Annotated in this window: 14 protein-coding genes and 1 riboswitch; of the genes, 2 read left to right on the top strand and 12 right to left on the bottom strand. The window is 64.2% G+C overall.

Annotated features, from left to right (window positions below):
• Positions 1–17: 17 nt before the first annotated feature.
• Positions 18–1,340 carry a DUF4921 family protein gene (locus BN2664_RS08015; protein ID WP_007000710.1) on the top strand — a complete coding sequence of 441 codons (1,323 nt, stop codon included), beginning with the start codon at positions 18–20 and terminating at the stop codon, positions 1,338–1,340.
• 26 nt (positions 1,341–1,366) lie between these two features.
• Entirely contained in the window at positions 1,367–2,209 is an 843-nt protein-coding gene (locus BN2664_RS08010) for an aldo/keto reductase (protein ID WP_007000711.1), read from the top strand.
• 102 nt (positions 2,210–2,311) lie between these two features.
• On the opposite strand, the gene BN2664_RS08005 is transcribed toward BN2664_RS08010, so the two are convergent.
• From BN2664_RS08005 to BN2664_RS07950, 12 genes are all read right to left on the bottom strand, one after another.
• Entirely contained in the window at positions 2,312–3,199 is an 888-nt protein-coding gene (locus BN2664_RS08005) for a GNAT family N-acetyltransferase (protein WP_007000712.1), read from the bottom strand.
• 26 nt (positions 3,200–3,225) lie between these two features.
• Positions 3,226–3,861 carry an ABC transporter ATP-binding protein gene (locus BN2664_RS08000; RefSeq protein ID WP_007000713.1) on the bottom strand — a complete coding sequence of 212 codons (636 nt, stop codon included), beginning with the start codon at positions 3,859–3,861 and terminating at the stop codon, positions 3,226–3,228.
• A complete protein-coding gene (locus BN2664_RS07995; RefSeq protein ID WP_007000714.1) occupies positions 3,845–5,560 on the bottom strand; it encodes an ABC transporter permease in 1,716 nt (571 codons plus the stop codon). The genes BN2664_RS08000 and BN2664_RS07995 overlap by 17 nt, the downstream gene beginning before the upstream one ends.
• Entirely contained in the window at positions 5,557–6,639 is a 1,083-nt protein-coding gene (locus tag BN2664_RS07990) for a thiamine ABC transporter substrate-binding protein (protein ID WP_007000715.1), read from the bottom strand. Before BN2664_RS07990 ends, BN2664_RS07995 begins: the two co-directional genes overlap by 4 nt.
• Before the next feature lie 85 nt (positions 6,640–6,724).
• Positions 6,725–6,826: riboswitch (TPP riboswitch) on the bottom strand.
• A gap of 113 nt (positions 6,827–6,939) precedes the next feature.
• Positions 6,940–7,191: a hypothetical protein gene (locus BN2664_RS09305; RefSeq protein WP_155856450.1), complete on the bottom strand. Its 252-nt coding sequence runs from the start codon at positions 7,189–7,191 to the stop codon at positions 6,940–6,942.
• 121 nt (positions 7,192–7,312) lie between these two features.
• A complete protein-coding gene (locus BN2664_RS07980) occupies positions 7,313–7,594 on the bottom strand; it encodes a DUF4235 domain-containing protein (RefSeq protein WP_231723464.1) in 282 nt (93 codons plus the stop codon).
• A 92-nt stretch (positions 7,595–7,686) separates the two neighbouring features.
• Positions 7,687–8,043 carry a monovalent cation/H(+) antiporter subunit G gene (gene mnhG / locus BN2664_RS07975; RefSeq protein WP_007000717.1) on the bottom strand — a complete coding sequence of 119 codons (357 nt, stop codon included), beginning with the start codon at positions 8,041–8,043 and terminating at the stop codon, positions 7,687–7,689.
• Entirely contained in the window at positions 8,043–8,597 is a 555-nt protein-coding gene (locus BN2664_RS07970; RefSeq protein ID WP_007000718.1) for an MrpF/PhaF family protein, read from the bottom strand. Before BN2664_RS07970 ends, mnhG begins: the two co-directional genes overlap by 1 nt.
• A complete protein-coding gene (locus BN2664_RS07965) occupies positions 8,594–9,229 on the bottom strand; it encodes a Na+/H+ antiporter subunit E (RefSeq protein ID WP_007000719.1) in 636 nt (211 codons plus the stop codon). The genes BN2664_RS07970 and BN2664_RS07965 overlap by 4 nt, the downstream gene beginning before the upstream one ends.
• Positions 9,226–11,109 carry a Na+/H+ antiporter subunit D gene (locus BN2664_RS07960; protein WP_007000720.1) on the bottom strand — a complete coding sequence of 628 codons (1,884 nt, stop codon included), beginning with the start codon at positions 11,107–11,109 and terminating at the stop codon, positions 9,226–9,228. The genes BN2664_RS07965 and BN2664_RS07960 overlap by 4 nt, the downstream gene beginning before the upstream one ends.
• The gene (locus BN2664_RS07955) at positions 11,106–11,651 is read right to left on the bottom strand and encodes a Na(+)/H(+) antiporter subunit C (protein WP_007000721.1); all 546 of its coding nucleotides are present in this window, start codon (positions 11,649–11,651) and stop codon (positions 11,106–11,108) included. The genes BN2664_RS07960 and BN2664_RS07955 overlap by 4 nt, the downstream gene beginning before the upstream one ends.
• Positions 11,644–14,862, bottom strand: a complete 3,219-nt coding sequence (locus BN2664_RS07950) for a Na+/H+ antiporter subunit A (RefSeq protein ID WP_007000722.1) — start codon at positions 14,860–14,862, stop codon at positions 11,644–11,646. Before BN2664_RS07950 ends, BN2664_RS07955 begins: the two co-directional genes overlap by 8 nt.
• Positions 14,863–15,033: the final 171 nt, after the last annotated feature.

The raw sequence follows: 15,033 nt of genomic DNA, 5'->3' as shown, positions 1-15,033 counted from the left end.
GGCGCTAGGCTAAAAACATGGTTCAGCACTTTGACACTCCGACACCGATCACCAAACTTTCGGACGGAACCATCAAGCAACGCAACCCGTTTTCCGGCACCCAGGTATGGACAGTTCCCGGGCGCGCTAATCGGCCAATAAAAACCGACGCCAACGAGTCGGGGCCGATCCAGAGCGAAGAGGGCAAGCACTGCGCATTTTGCGCGGATCGCGTTCTCGAGACCCCGCCGGAGAAAGCGCGAATCGATAACCGCGCGCATATCACCTACGATTCGCCGGTGGACAATCTGGCCGATCCGTGGGAGTTCCGCCGGATTCCGAACCTCTTCGAAATCGTGCCCTACTCCTACTGGACACAGAATTACGGTTACGCGATGCCGTCGAGTAGCCGTGACCATATGGAGCGTTACGTAGCGGATCCGGCAGGCCGGGCGCATGTGCTATCGGTGCAACGGCAGAAGTCGCTGGCGTCCCACATGGAGGAAAGCACCTGGAACGAGCTCGATGAGCGGGAAAAGCTCGAGCTAGCCGAACCGTTCTTTGGCGGCGGTCATGATCTGATCGTGGCGCATGACCACTACATGCCCGGCGCAACCGATCGTTCACAGCGCTTTAGCTCCGGGACCATGACGCCCGAACAGCACTACGCCTACATGAAGCTCACCGCGGACTCGATGCAGCGCCTTTACGAGCAAAACCGCTACGTGAAGTACGTGCAGGTGTTCCAAAACTGGCTCAAACCCGCGGGAGCCTCTTTCTCCCATCTGCACAAGCAGCTAGTTTCCATCGACTCGCGCTCGGTGAACCAGCAGTACGAGATCCCGCGAATCCGCGAAAACCCCAACTTCTTCAATGAGTGGGGCCCGGACTACGCCGGTTACCAGAATCTAGTGATTGCGGAGAACGAGCACGCGGTTGCGTACGCTGGCTACGGGCATCGCTACCCCACACTCGAGATTTGGTCGCGTAGCGAGGAGAACCAACCCTTCGATCTGACCGAATCCGAGTTCCGGGATATGTCTGACCTCGTGCATGCCATGCACGCGGCCACCGGCCCCGATATCCCCTCCAATGAGGAGTGGTACGCAAAGTCCATTGATATGGATGTGCCCTGCCCCTGGCGTGTACTCCTGAAATGGCGGGTATCCACACTGGCCGGATTCGAAGGCGGCACCAAGATTTACGTCAATACGATCGACCCATGGAGCCTGCGCGACCGCGTGGTACCGCGTCTGCTTGAGCTTCGCGCCGAAGGAAAGCTAGCCTCCGGCATCTCGATCGCTACCGAATGCCGGTGCGACGTCAATTCGCTCAGGTACGCGCGCGGGTACGTCGGTTAGCCAGGCGAAAGCCCAAGGAGGTTGCGGTGAAAACTCTAAAGCTCAAGAACGGCGCGGAAGTTCCCACGCTCGGCCTGGGGACGTGGTTCCTCGGCGATAGCGCGGCCACCCGCGAACGCGAAATCGAGGCGCTCCGCATCGGCATCGAGGCCGGCGCGACGCTCATCGACACGGCAGAAATGTACGGTTCAGGGCGGAGCGAGGATCTGGTAAGCGAGGCGATTTTGCCTTTCCGGCGCGAGGATCTCTATCTCGTCTCGAAAGTTCTGCCCAGCAACGCCGATTCGAGCAGCCTTCCCCGCGCGCTAGACGCGTCGCTGGAGCGGCTCGGCACCGATTACCTGGACCTCTACCTGTATCACTGGCGCGGCGGGGTACCGCTGGAGGAAACCGTCGAAGCTCTGGAGGATGCGCGCGTGGCGGGGAAAATTGCCGCGTGGGGCGTCTCGAATTTCGACGACGACGACGTTGCCGAGCTCCTGGACATACCGGCTGCGCAAGCCTGCGTCACCAACCAGGTGCTCTATAACCTCGGGGCCCGAGAGGCGGAGTGGGCAGTAATTCCTGCTTGTGTCCAGGAAGACATGGCGATTATGGCCTACGCTCCGACCGGGCAAAAAGAATCGCGGCTCACCACCAATCCGGTGGTCGAAGAGATCGCCACCGAAATTGGTGCTACGCCCATGCAAATCCTGATCGCCTGGACGCTCGCCCAGCCGCGCGTGATCTCCATTCCCCGCACCGGGAATCCTGACCATATGCGCGAGAATGTGGCAGCCGCGGAGATTAGCCTAAACGCCGAGCAACTCGGCCGGCTCAATCTGGAGTTCCCGCCGCCCAGCCGGCCGGTAACGCTCGGGGTGATTTAGCGCCGCGCCAGAAAGGTAACTTCGCGCCGGCGCCAGCTATGTGAGCTCGCGCCGCGCGAGCAAAGCGAGTTAGCGGCGCGCGCAAAGCGGACTCGCGCGGCGCTAGAAGCTCGCCTTAAAATTCTGGCGCGCCAGGGTGAATCCCACCGATTCGAAGATGCTCCGAGCATGAGTGTTGGGAGCCGCGAGCGGAACTGACATAAAGCGCACTCCGCGGAAGCTCATTGCCGATGCTACTTGCGCCAGCGCCGCGCGCGAGTAGCTACGCCCGCGGAATTCTTCGTAGACCACCAGGCTCCACACGCGTACGCGCGGGCCATCTGGCTGGGCCCACAGTCCGCCGGCGTTGCGGCCGTTCATCACGATCGAGTACAGCTCGTGGCCGGGGGTAGAGACGCCGTCGGGAAGTTGACGAAGTGCGCGCTTCAAGGCGCGGTCTTGTAACTCTTCGAAGCTTTTGCCCGGATGCGTGCCGCGCTGCTGCTCGGCGAGCTCGCCGGAGGTGATGTCCAGGAATTCGCGCAGTTCGCGGCTCGTCATATTGCGCAGGGTGACGTCCGGAGTGCCGTCCGGCACCACCGCGAGCGAGGGTAGCGTGGCCACAAGCTCTACCGAAACGAGGCGCGAATCTGCCGCCGCCACGAGCGGATCGGCGGCTACCGAGCCGGTGAAGGTCGAGACGTTCACTTCGCTCCCGCCAGTGGCCTCGCGTAAGAGCTCCATCCAGCCCGGCGCCTGCTCGCTCACGCGCGCGTCGCGGATGGAGAGCTTCTTTCCCTCGGCGAGCCACACCCATTCGGTGAGGTCATCGTTGACGAAAGCCCTGTTACCCAGGGGTAGCCCAACGCGGAATTCGCCGCGCAACTCGGACGCGTAACTCGGCGCCGAAACAGAGTCCAGCAAGCCGGCGGTTTGGCGGATCTGCGTGCAGTGCTCGACGGCACGCTGTGCCCACCGCTCCACGTCCTTGGAAGAGATTTCTTGGGCCATGGCCGCAATTCTACTACCCCGGGGCTTTAGGCCCACAGCCTCCCGTCAGCCATTCGCAGCACTTTATCGCCCACTGCCTCGGCTTCCTCCTCATTGTGTGTGACGTAAATCGCCGTGGTCCCAGATTCGGTGAGACGGTCGCGGATAAACCCAGAGAGTTCGCGGCGTAGGTCGGTATCGAGCGCGGAGAGCGGCTCGTCCAAAAGTAGCGCGCGCGGGCCAGGCGCCATGGAGCGCGCCAGCGCCACGCGTTGCGCCTGCCCACCCGAGAGCGTGGTGATCGCGCGGTCCGCTAGGCCAGCGAGCCCCATGATGTCCAGCCAGCGCTCCACCTCGCCGCGCACCCGATGCCGCGGCATTTTGCGCTCGATCCCGTAGGCTATATTCGCGCCCACGCTACGGGTTGGAAACAGCTGGCCGTCCTGAAACACCATCCCGACCCCGCGCTTATGAGTCGGCACCACGGAAATATCCTCGCCGTCAATCGCGACCATTCCGCGAGTCTTCTCCAGTCCCGCAATCCCGCGAAGCAGGCTGGACTTGCCCGATCCAGAGGCGCCCAGTAGCGCCAGTATCTGCCCGCTTTCAACCGCGAGTTCCACCCCGCGCACCGCGTCATATCCATCCGGGTAGCGCACCCAAAAGTCACGAAGCTCGATCATCGCTTTGCCTTTCCTTCGCTGTAGCGCTGCCGAGCGGAGCGCTCCGCTCGGCGCTGGCGCGTGGTGCACTCCGCGCGTGGCTAGGCCGCGTAGCCAGCGCAACGCCCGGCGTTGCGCCGCCCAACGAATCGCACAGCGCCATAATCCCGCCCGTCACCACGCCAAGCACGGTCGACGCGGCCATCGCCATGCCGTAGTTCCCAGCGCCCGGGCGATTAATTAGCCGCTCAATGAGGAGCGGGAGGGTCTGGTTTTGCCCGGCGGCGAGGAAAGAGGTCGCCCCAAATTCCCCTAGCGCCACCGCAAAACCGAATCCGATTGCCACGCCGAGCGAGCGCAGAGCCATGCGCCCGTCCACGTTGAGGAGCGTCCGCCACGGCCCGGCGCCGAGGGTGGCGCTGGCCTCGCGCAACCGCGGATTTATCGAACGGAGCACCGGAAGCATCGCGCGGGTGACCAGCGGAAGCGCCACCACCGCCTGTACCGCGGGCACGAGGATCTGCGTATTTTCCAGCGTCAGGCGCAACGTAATAAATGTTCCGAAACCGAGCGTCACCGCGGAAATCCCCAGCGGCATCAAAGACAGCCCCTCCAAGCCGGCCTGTGCGAGTTTCCCCGGGCGGGAAAATACTCGCCGCGAGAGCACCACCGCCAGGATCACCCCTGCACCGACGGACACCACCGTGGCCAAAGCCGCGGCCCAAAGCGAGTTCCCCAGCGCGTCAAGCGCGGTAGTTCCGCCTGCCGTGGATCGTGCCAGCTCGCGATAATTATCGAGCGTCCACTGCCCGCCGCGGCGAAGCGAATTGATCGCCAGGCTCGCAATCGGCGCGGCGATGAGGAAAACCGCCGTCGCTCCCGTCACCACCAAGGCCGGAATCGCTCCGCGCGTTGGCCGGCGTAGCGGCCGCCGCGCAATCGCGAGGGGCGCCCGACTACGGAAATATCCGGCCGCCGCCACCGCGCAAAGCACCACGAGCAACTGCAGGGCGGAGTAGATCGCCGCCGCTTCCAGATCAAGGAAGGTGTTGGTTTGGGTGTAGATCTCGGTTTCCAGAGTGCCGAAGCCCGGCGTTCCCAGCGTTCGCACCAGCGCGTAGGCGGTGGAACAAAACAGGAAAACGATCGCCGCGCTGGAGACAATCGCCGGCGCGAGCTCGGGTAGCGTGACCGTGAAGAACGCTCGCGCGGGCGATGCACCGAGGGTGCGAGCGGCGTCGTCGTGCAGGGGGAGGCCCTCCCACAGGGAACCGACGGTGCGGGTGACGACGGCGTAGTTGAAGAACGCCATCGCGAGGACCACGGCCCAGGAGGTTTTGTCGATTCCGAGGAAACCGTACGGGCCCGCGTCGCCGAGCAGGGCGCGGAAGGCCACGCCCACTACCACCGTGGGAAGCACGAAGGGGACCACCGAGAGGGCACGGACGGCGCGGCGGCCCGGGAAACGCAGGCGGTAGAGCACGTATGCGCCGGGCACGCCGAGCAAAACCGAGAGCGCGGTGCCGGCGCCGGCCATCCACACCGTGTGCCAGAGGACGTTCCAGGTGCGCGCGCTAGCAAGAACCCGCGTCAGCGCTTCGCCTGCACCGATGCCTTTGGCGAGCATGGCCGCCACGGGCCAGACGAAGAAAATCAGGAGAAACGCGAGCGGAACTAGCGCCGCGGCGAGGAGAGTAGCGGTGCGCCAGCGCCGAGTCACCGCCCGGCAACCTCACGCCACTGCTTGATCCACTCTTCGCGGTTTTGGCCGAACTCCTTCGGATCCATTTCGATGGGGTTGGCTACCGGCGGCGCGTACTGCTCCCAGTTTTCCGGCAGCGGAACGTCCGCGACGGGGTACATGTACATATTCGCGGGGATCGCCTGCTGGAACTCCTCGGAGAGCATGAAATCGATGAACTTCTGCGCGCCCTCAGGGTTCGCCGCGCCGCGGAGCACGCCCGCGTACTCGGTCTGGCGGATGCAGGTGGTGTCCACGACCCCGGTCGCGCCCTTTTCTTCTGCGGGCGAGCTGGCGTAGGAGACCACGAGCGGGTATTTTCCGCTACCTTCGGTGCCGGTGAAGTCACTGTAGTAGGCGTCCGACCAGCTCTCATCGACCAGCGTGCCGCCGTCCAGGAGCGCCTTCCAGTAATCGCCGAAGCCGTTTTCCCCTGTCACGTAAATCGTCGAGGCGAGAAAAGCGAGGCCGGGCGAGGAGCTGGCGGGGTTGGTGGTCACCAAAAGCTTGGCGTATTCCGGGCGGGACAGGTCGGAGAAGCTGGTGGGCACCGGCATATTTTGCGCTTCAAACCAGGCGGTGTCGTAATTGACGCAAACTTCCCCGTGATCGATCGGGGTGAGCTTGCCGTCCAGCGCCTGCGCACCTTCGGGGAGGGCGGGCGAGGAGTAGTCAACGAGCGTGTTCTTGTCGAGGGCCTGATAGGCGCTGAAGGTGTCGATACCGTAGACCGCGTCCGCGCCGGGCTTTCCGTTCGCGAGGACGAGCTGGTTCACCACCGTTCCCGCGTCGCCGGGCGCGGTGGTGACGACTTTGTAGCCCGTTTGGTCTTCAAATTTCTTGATGAGCTCTTGCGGGACGTTGAAGGAATCGTGCGTCATTACGGTGACGACGCCCGCGCTGGCGTTGGCACTAGCGCTAGCTCCAGTACCCGATGCGTCCGCGGTTTTGCCCGACTGAGCGCTATTTGAACAGCCGGCCAGCGCCAGAAGTCCGGCGGATAGAAGGGCGCCAACTGCACGCAAAGCTTTGGCTACACCCGAGTTGTTAGTTTTCATCTTCCTTTTCCTCCGAGTTATTTACCGGAGGGCCCCAATCTACGTTGGTGGCGCCGCGTCTACGCCCGCCCCAAACGATGCAATTGAGGGAGAGATCTCGACTCCCTTCGCCGGCATAACCCGGATCAGGTTCGAGGGTCTGCGAGAATCGCACTCTCAGCGCTACTGCGCTCCCCTGTCGTTTTGTCCCTCCAGCTTAGCTTCTCTCGTCGCGCATTGCGACGCACTGGCCAACTCGCGGTAGCGATGCCTGGCTTCGCGGTCATGCCGGGCTCGCGTTAGCGATGCCTCGCTCCGCTGTCATGCCCGAAACCTTCCCGCGCGCGCCGCAACCTTTCGCGCCCGCTCCTCTGCGAGCCGCCGCGCCCTATTGCGCGATTCAACTTCCCCTAGCCACGAGGTTCCAATTCCGCGAAGCGCATTTTGACGCACCATGAAATACGAGATCGCCCGCTGTAAATCGCCATTATTGAGCTCGGCGACCGAAGCGTCACGCAGCCGGCCAATGACCGCGTCCAAATCAGGAAACAATCCCGCGAGCCAAGCCGGCACCGCAACCTTTTGCCGCCTCCAAGAGCGCGCCACTCGCGAGCGTTCCGCTCGCGTTGCACACGCGGAACGGCACCCGCCCAGCGCTAATCGCGTAGAGAACCGAGCGCCAGCCCGCCCAGCTCTAAGCGCTGACGGAGGCGTCCACCGTGCCCTTCGCCGGGCCGTACCACTGAGCGGCCTTGCGCTGGAAAAGCTGGGAAACAAGCGCCGCCACACCCGCGGAAACCACGGAGAAAATCATGGCGTCGACCAGGGGCGTATCCAGATCCTCGACGTCCGGGATGTCCTTCCCCGAGACGGCCTCCCAGGTCACATCCACAATTTTGTTCGCAACCACGCCCGCCGCGAGGCCCACGCCGGCGCTCACGATCTTCCATCCAATATCCACAATGTCCTCCGTCATTCGATCATTCGCGCGGCGCACCGCCAGCCGGGCCGCGCCTCACGCAGTTAAAGCTACCGTGTTCGCGCGGAGTTTTCCGCACGACGCCGTAGCTAGGCCTTGTCCGCTTCCCCGAAGCGCAAATCCTCCCGCAATTCGTCCACCAGCAGCTCGTCCGAATCGACCCGGCCGGTCCGATACCCATTGCGGGAGAGCATGTGGGCCGAAATCGGCGAGGTCATGAGCTGGAACAGGATCACCAGGATCAGCGTCCAGGTGACCGAGACTTCGCGCACGAAGCACATGGCGCCGAGGAGGCACACAATCAACGAGAGCACCTGCGGCTTGGTGGAAATATGGAGCCGCGCCATCATGTCCTCGTAGCGGAAAATGCCGATCGAAGCGATAAAGGTGAGGGTGCACCCGGCGAGCAGAAGCGAGGCGCCCAAAATATCCCAGAACAGTGCCATTATCTGCCCTCCTCAACTTTCGCGGAATTATCGTCGACGACGCCGCTCGCGCCGCGCTCGGCCGCACCCGCCGCGCTGATTGCATCCGCGCCATCCGCGCCGGCGCTAGCTACATCCACGCCCGTGCCGGGCGCCACGTCATCATCGAGCTCGTCATCTTCGCCGTCGTCCCCGGCACCCGCAACGTCCGGGTTATGAGCCGGGGCGGCGTCCTCTTCCTCGGGGCCGTCCTCGGCGCTGTCCGCCGCGGCCGCGGCTTCAGCTTTACGCAACTCGCGCGGATCGATTGGGTCGATCGGCCGGGTAAATCGCGCCACGGTCACAGACCCCAGGAAGCCGACCACGGCCACCACCACGAATACGGCGAGCAAATCGGCGCGGCGGGTGACCGCTGCCAGCAAGGCGATCGCGCCCATCATGATGGAGGCGATTACGTCGAGGGAATTGATGCGGTCCAGAGCCGTCGGACCCTTCTGAATGCGCACGATCACCAGCACCGCGGAGATTCCGAGCATCACCGCGCATACCCCGATCACTACTGAAAATATGCTCATGCTGCGTCCTCCGATGAGTCGGGGGCGAACGGGGTGGGCAGGCGCCCGGCCTTGGGCGAGGAACCCGGAACAAAGCCGGCCTCCACTAGCTCCAGGCCGGATGCCAGGGCGCGCAACACTCGCTCCTCCAGTTCCAAAACCGACTCGTGAGCCGCGGAAACACCGCCGGACAGTTCCACGTCAAACACGTGAATGTATAGCGTGCCGGAGGCGGCGTCGGTGTCGATCACCAGGGAGCCGGGAACCAGGGTGGACATGCAAGCGGTGATAAAGAGGTAAAGGTCCGAGTGCGAGCGGAGCTGCACGCGGATCACCGCGCCGCGCGGGGTTTTGCCGCGCAGGATGAAGAACGCCATCTGGGTGGAGGCCACCACGAGGTCCTTGAAGAACACCGCGATCAGGCGCACGAGGGCGGCGGGGCGGAAGCGCGAGTCGGTGGCGGTGAGCGGGAAGGGGGCGACTTCGGTGACCAGCAAGGCCAGGCAGAAGCCGGTCACCACGTTGCCGGCGCTCACTTCGCCCCACAGCAAGACCCACACGATGGTGAGCCAGAGCAGGAGGCCCAGGGATGCTTTCGGGAACCGGGTCCCGCGCCGAGTGGCGACCCGGACGGCTTCAGATGCGCGGCTCATCGGCCCTCTCCTTCCGTTACGAACTGCGGTTGCGGGTCGACGACGCCGCCGCTCGCCCACGGGGAGCCGGCAAAGGCGCTAGCCGCGCCGGCCGCTGAGCTGGAAGCGCCGGCAGAACCGCCAGGCACAGCGCCGGCGGCCGAGCTAGAAGCGCCAGCCGCGGGCGTGGTGACGTACTCGCTGGGGGTTGCCGATCCGCTCGGCACACCCTCGGGCTCTCGCGGAGAACGCGACGGCACCTGGGTTTGCGAGGGATCCGAGGTGCGCACCTCCTGCGGGGTCGGGGCTTCCCCGAAGGGGAATTTGACCGACGGGGTGGCACCCGGCTCCGGCGTGGGCACGGGCGCTTGTTCGGCCACGTCGGGCGAAATTCCCGAGCCACGCTCAAGATCCGGCAAAACCGCGTGAATATAGGGTTTGTGCTCAATCAGCTCGCGGGCGGCGCCGTCGGTAAAACTACGAATGGGCGCGGCGAAAATCGTAATGCCGAGCATGAGCACAATGAGCCCACTGGCGCTCGTGACCATTCCGCTCGGGTAGGAGCGGTCCGGAAGTTCGTCCGGAGCCTCCTGCCAGAAAGCCATATTCCACACCCGGATCACCGCGTAAAGCGTGAGCAGGGAGGTCACCAGGCCGGCCGCGATCAGGCAGTAGTCCAGCGCGGTGCCTTTCGCCGCGGAGGCCTCGATGAGGCCCACCTTTCCTAGGAAGCCGGAGAAAGGCGGGATGCCGCCCAGCGAGATCGCGGGAAGGAAGTAGAGGATCGCCACGATTGGCGCGGCCTTCATAATCGAGCCGAGCTTAATCAACGAGGTGGTGCCTGCTACCCACCCAATCAGGCCCACCACCAGGAACAGCGCCGTCTGTACCACGATGTGGTGGATGGCGTAGAACATGGTGGAGGAAAGCCCGGCCTCCGAGCCGATGGAAACGCCCCAGATCAGATACCCGATATGCGAGACCAAGGTGAAGGAGAGCAGACGCTTGGCGTTCTCCTGCGCGATGGCGCCAAGGATTCCCACCAGCATGGTGATAATCGCGAAGAACGCCAGGATGCCGTCCAGCCGCCCATCCGGGAAGAGCAGGAACTGCGTGCGGATGATGGCGTACACACCCACCTTCGTGAGGAGGCCCGCGAATACCGCGGTGACCGGGCCCGACGCCGTTGGGTAGGAATCCGGGAGCCAGGCCGAAAGCGGGAAAATCGCCGCCTTCAGGCCGAAGGCCACGAGGAACATAATCTGCAAGATCAGCCGCATCCCGGGATCAATAGCCGGCAATTTCTGCGCCAGATCAGCCATGTTCACCGTGCCGACGGCGGCGTACGTCATGCCGAGTGCGGCCAGGAAAATCATGGAGGAAACCAGGGACACGATCACGTATACAGAGCCGGAACGCATGCGCTCGGAGGTGCCGCCCATGGTGAGGAGCACGAAGGATGCGGTGAGCAGAATTTCGAAGCCCACGTACATATTGAACATATCCCCGGTGAGGAAGGCATCGGAGACGCCCGCCGAGAGGATCATAAAGGCTGGGTAATACACGGCCGTGGGGGCACCCTGTTCGCCGTCGGCCACCCCTTGGAAAATGGAGTAAATGAGAACCAGAAGCGTCACCGCCACCGAGGTGACGAGCATGATGGTAGAGAGGCGGTCCGCCACCAGGGAGATTCCCACCGGGGCGGCCCAGTTTCCGACGTCGAGCACCACCGGGCCGTCAAGCGAGCCGATAAGGAGGGTGATGGCCGCCGCGAGGACGACTGACATAATCGCCACGGCCGTCCACGCCTGGGCGCTACGCCGGCGCCCGAGCACCAGGAGCACGCCGGCCGCGAAAAGCGGCAAGACGATGGGGAAGGGAAGGAGGAGCGCTATGTTCATCGGCGTCCCTCCACTCCGCGAGTAGCGTCCGGATTCGAGGTGACTCCGCGGCGGCGCACCCAGCGGCGCACCGGCCCGGGCGAGGCGCGGAAGAATCGCTCGGATCCTTCGGTTTCATCGCGAAACTCCTCGGAGGTTTGCGCCAGATCCGTACCGGCCTCGGAGCGATCTCCGGCTCCCATGAGCTCGCGGCGAATCGCGATGGTGCGATCTTCGACGTCGTCGCGAACTTCGTCGTCGTCACGCAACTGCCAGGTGCGGTAGGCCATGGCGCAGAGAAATCCGGTTGTGGCCAGGGTAATGACGATGGACGTGAGCATCATGGCCATCACCAGTGGGTCGGACCAGGTGTCCGGCTCGGATTGCTCCACGAAGGGCGGGTTACCGGCGCGGCCGCCGGCGATGAGGAAGATGATATTGACGCCGTTGCCCAGGCAGGAAATGCCGAGGACCACGCGGGTAAGCGAGCGTTCCAGAATCAGGTAAACGCCCACGGCAACAAAAATGCCGCACATGATGACGAGTGCGAGGGAACTAGTCATGCTGGGTACCTCCGTTCTGGTTGCGATGGCTCGGCGCCGGCTGGCCCATGGGGCCCATTGCCAATGACGCGGGAACAGCCGTGCCGCCCCCGGAGCTGGCGGCCGCCACCTCGCGTTGCGCATCGCGCTCGCGAATGCGTTCGCGTTCTTCTTCTCCCCCGGCGCGCTCGCGCGCGGCATCGTGCGATTCCATCTCCTCGCGCAAAGCCAAGCGGGAATCTTGCGAGGGGACGAGCTCCGGTTCGGGCACCAGCAGGCCTTTCTCTCGCTCGCCGTGGCGATCAATTTCCCCGCCCAGGGAGCGCAGGATCTCGTGAACCAGGCCGAGCACCACCAGGTAAACGCCGGTGTCGAAAACGAGCGCGGTGGTGAAGTGAACGTCTCCGAAGATCGGAAGCGCCACGTCTATGCGCGCGGTCTGTAGCGGCGTGCCGCCCAGGGCGGTGGGGGCCAGCGCCGCCAGAGTGGCGAGGGCCAGGCCAAAACCGGTGAGGTGCGCGGGGAGGACGGGCAGGGTTGCGCCGAGCTCGAAGCGGCCACCGGCCAGGTAGCGTAGCACCAGCGCAATGCCGGCCAGGAGGCCGCCCGCGAAGCCGCCACCCGGCAAATTGTGGCCCGAGAACAAGAAGAAGAGGGAGACCATGATGATCGAGTGGAACACCACGCGGGTGCCGATCTGCAACATAATCGGGCGGCTCTGCACACCGGGGCGGTGCGTGGAGGCGAGCCAGGCTCGCCCGCGCCCGCGGGTTTGCTCGTGTTCTTCGCGTTGAATCGCGCGTGCCATATAGCGCGCGGCATCCTGACTAATGCGCTCGCGGCGCTGGCGGCGCGCCTCGGAGGAACCGAGGATATTTCGCAAGCGGTCGGTGCCGCCGGCGCGATCGCGAATAAAGAGCAGCGAGGCGATTCCCACCGCCGCCGCTACGATCACCGAGATCTCACCCATGGTGTCCCAGGCGCGGATGTCCACCAAGGTCACGTTCACAATGTTGCGGCCGTAGCCGAAGCTGAAGCCCTCGGAGGCGAAGTTCTCCGAGACCGGCACGTGGACGCGCGCCCCGGCCGCGAGCATCGCGATTCCCGCGAAAACCACGCCCACCACCACGGCCAGCACAATGCGTTTCATCTGCACCACGCGGCGGCGTCGGGAAGAGAAGTAAATAGGGAGGCGGCGCATCACCAAAACGAAGACCACGAGGGTGAGGGTTTCGGAAAGCACCTGGGTGAGAGCTAGGTCAGGGGCGCCGTATAGCTCGTAGGTGAGAGCCACCGAGTAGCCCGCGATACCCATGAGGATCACCGCTTTGACGCGGTGGCGCGCGCGGGCGGCGAGGAGCGCGCCAATGCAGCCGACGACGGCGACTAGCGCCTGCACCCAACCATCCCAGGCACGCACGCCCGGCGGGGCGATAGGCGGCTCAAAGACCAGCGCCGCCACCAACGCGGCAACCAGGGTCCAGAAAATCGTCTGAACGTAACCGGGCAGCGAACCCGTTTGGGTGCGCGAGGTGACGTAGGCGGAAAGGTGCTCCAGCCCGGAAATAATGCGATGGTAGATCTCCTCCATCGCCAGCGGGAAGCGGAATTGCTCGGTGAGGCGCTTCCAGGGGGCGCGGAGCGCGAAGATTGCGACGCCGGCGGCGATGATGCCGAGGGTAAGGAAGAACGGACCGCCGAAGCCGGCCCAGAGGTGGAGGTCGTGGAACTCGCTGGAGAATTGGGCCACGTGGCAGGCGAGGAAGGAATTCACCAGCGGAGTGGCGAGGCCAGCGATAAGACCGAGCGTCGCCAGGATCGCCACCGGCCAGACCATAATGTGGGAGGCGGGACGAACCTCGGTGGGCGGGCGCTGACCTGCGCGCTCTCCCGTGCCGGAGACGTCGGCGCCGACCAGCGGCTTAGACATAAATGCACCCCACCAGAACCGCAAGCCGTAGGCCACGGTGAGGGCGGAACCCACCGCGATCACGATCATGACAATGACGTCTTCCAAGGTGCCGCCCCACAGATGCCCGAGGGCCCCTTCTTTAGCGACGAAGGCGGCGAAAGGCGGAATTCCCATCATGGATAGATCGGCAAGGCCGGCGAAGAAAGCCACCTTCGGCATCTGCCTGCCCACTCCGGAAAGCTCGCGCAGGTCGCGGGTGCCGGTGCACACGTCCACGATTCCGACCGAAAGGAAGAGGGCAGATTTGAAGAGCGAATGCGCCAGCAAAAGCATCATGCCGGCGAGGAGCATAGTGGGGTGGCCGTAGCCCACGAACAAGATGATGAGGCCGAGCTGAGAGACCGTGCCGAAGGCGATCACCAGTTTGATGTCAGTCTGCTTCAGGGCGCGGTAACCGCCCAGGAGGAGCGTGTAGCACCCGGCCACCACGACCATACAGTGCCAGATTGGCTCGTCGGAGAAACCGGGCGCCAGGCGCGCCACCAGGTAGACACCGGCTTTCACCATGGCTGCGGCGTGCAGATATGCGGAGACCGGGGTGGGCGCCGCCATCGCGGCGGGGAGCCAGAAGTGGAAGGGGATGAGGGCGGATTTGGAGAACGCGCCCACCAGAAGTAGCGCGATTCCGGCCGCGAGGAGCGCCGGGTTACCGGGGCTCAGAGTGCCGGCGTGCGCGGCGTTGACAAGCTGGTGGAGTGAATATGAGCCGCCCTCCATTTCGCCGAAAATCGCGATGCCGGCCAGCATCGCCAGGCCGCCAAAAGTGGTAACGATCAGGGCCTGCACCGCGGCGCGGCGGGAGGAGGCGCGGTCCGAATAGTGACCGATGAGCAGGAAGGAACAAATGGTTGTAAGTTCCCAATAGATGTAGAGCGCAACGGTGTTGTCGGTTGTTACTAGGCCCATCATGGCGCCGGCGAAGGCGAGGAAGATCGCGCCGAAACGCCCCAGATATGAGGCCTCCGGGCTGAAGTAGCGCCAGGAATAGAAGAGCACCACGCTTCCCACCCCCGAGGCGATGAGGGCGAGAAGAAGGGAAAGGACGTCGATGCGGATGTCGAGATTCATGCCTAGCTGAGGCACCCAGGTGATTCCCGCTTCATAGTAGTCGCCGCGAAGCGTGCGAGGAATGAGAGTGAGAAGCCAGGCGAAAGCCGCCCCCGGGATAATCGCCAGCACCGCAAACCCGCCGCGCCCTCGCGCCATAAGAGCCGGTGCGCAGAGCGCGCCCACGAAGAACAGGGAAAGCAGGACCGGCATAATCCTCCATCGCTAGGTGAGGGGCGTGAGCAATAAAAACTAGTTTACGTTTTACCTGCTTTATTAGCTATCAAAAGCGTTCTTTCTCGCTGTTTGGGAGGGAATTTGAGACGCGGTGGCGCGGTGGCGCGGTGGCGCGGTGGCGCGGTGGCGCGGTGGCGCGGTGGCGCG

Origin of the sequence: Actinobaculum massiliense (genome assembly GCF_001457435.1) — a bacterium.
Lineage (GTDB): Bacteria > Actinomycetota > Actinomycetes > Actinomycetales > Actinomycetaceae > Actinobaculum > Actinobaculum massiliense.
The sequence above is the reverse complement of the archived record's forward strand: the minus strand, read 5'-3'. Positions and strand labels throughout refer to the sequence as shown.

Coding starts and splice junctions, on each gene's coding strand:
- BN2664_RS08015 (WP_007000710.1), top strand. CDS start 18: ATGGTTCAGCACTTTGACACTCCGACACCGATCACCAAACTTTCGGAC.
- BN2664_RS08005 (WP_007000712.1), bottom strand. CDS start 3,199: ATGGCCCAAGAAATCTCTTCCAAGGACGTGGAGCGGTGGGCACAGCGT.
- BN2664_RS08000 (WP_007000713.1), bottom strand. CDS start 3,861: ATGATCGAGCTTCGTGACTTTTGGGTGCGCTACCCGGATGGATATGAC.
- BN2664_RS07990 (WP_007000715.1), bottom strand. CDS start 6,639: ATGAAAACTAACAACTCGGGTGTAGCCAAAGCTTTGCGTGCAGTTGGC.
- BN2664_RS07980 (WP_231723464.1), bottom strand. CDS start 7,594: ATGACGGAGGACATTGTGGATATTGGATGGAAGATCGTGAGCGCCGGC.
- mnhG (WP_007000717.1), bottom strand. CDS start 8,043: ATGGCACTGTTCTGGGATATTTTGGGCGCCTCGCTTCTGCTCGCCGGG.
- BN2664_RS07970 (WP_007000718.1), bottom strand. CDS start 8,597: ATGAGCATATTTTCAGTAGTGATCGGGGTATGCGCGGTGATGCTCGGA.
- BN2664_RS07965 (WP_007000719.1), bottom strand. CDS start 9,229: ATGAGCCGCGCATCTGAAGCCGTCCGGGTCGCCACTCGGCGCGGGACC.
- BN2664_RS07960 (WP_007000720.1), bottom strand. CDS start 11,109: ATGAACATAGCGCTCCTCCTTCCCTTCCCCATCGTCTTGCCGCTTTTC.
- BN2664_RS07955 (WP_007000721.1), bottom strand. CDS start 11,651: ATGACTAGTTCCCTCGCACTCGTCATCATGTGCGGCATTTTTGTTGCC.
- BN2664_RS07950 (WP_007000722.1), bottom strand. CDS start 14,862: ATGCCGGTCCTGCTTTCCCTGTTCTTCGTGGGCGCGCTCTGCGCACCG.